Source organism: Halalkalibacter alkalisediminis (genome assembly GCF_028610705.1).
GTDB lineage: Bacteria > Bacillota > Bacilli > Bacillales > Bacillaceae_D > Halalkalibacter > Halalkalibacter alkalisediminis.
This window is the reverse complement of record NZ_JAQQWT010000142.1, coordinates 1-551: the sequence shown is the minus strand read 5'-3', so window position 1 is coordinate 551 and position 551 is coordinate 1. Positions and strand designations below refer to the sequence as shown.

The 551-nt window shown below is 31.6% G+C and carries 1 protein-coding gene; it reads right to left on the bottom strand.

Features of this window, described 5'->3' with window-relative positions; genetic code table 11:
* Positions 1-97: 97 nt before the first annotated feature.
* Positions 98-337 carry an ATP-dependent Lon protease gene (locus PQ474_RS26250; protein WP_273848523.1) on the bottom strand — a complete coding sequence of 80 codons (240 nt, stop codon included), beginning with the start codon at positions 335-337 and terminating at the stop codon, positions 98-100.
* Positions 338-551: the final 214 nt, after the last annotated feature.

The following is a 551-nucleotide window of genomic DNA, read 5'->3' as shown; positions in this document are numbered from 1 at the left end:
TGGCATGCCATTTTTAGTATATCATGAAAGATTTTAAATTTTTATTGAAAAATATTGACAAACTATTAGCTGGTTTACTTGAATAATTTATTTATTCTTACGAACGTTCTTCGTTTGCTTCTTTTTCTTCTTTCTCTTTTAAATACTTTTCATATGCTTCTTGGGCTCTATCTCTGCCCCCCACTGGTACAACTTGTTTATGAATATCATTTAATAAAACAAATGACCTGAAAATCACTCCTACAATAATTGTACATAAAATGTATATACCAATAGGTCCAAAGATAACTAATATACCTAAAAGTCCTGCTAAGATAATAGACAAAAATAATTTCATAAAATCCCCCTTTACACTTTTACTTTACCATAAAAATGTAAGTTCCTTATTCAAGAAAACTGCCACGTTCGTATTATAAGGTCATCCAGATAAGAAAATATTTCTGGTTGACCTTTTTTTATATGGTCTTATTATAACAGTAGCCAGGGGTAAAACGTAACTGCCCGTGGGGCTTTGATCCCGTCAAGTAAACAGTTTGCCCCCTACTTGTAGA

What these genes read in the sequence shown, in the direction of transcription:
- PQ474_RS26250 (WP_273848523.1), bottom strand. Translation starts at nt 337, where the DNA reads ATGAAATTATTTTTGTCTATTATCTTAGCAGGACTTTTAGGTATATTA.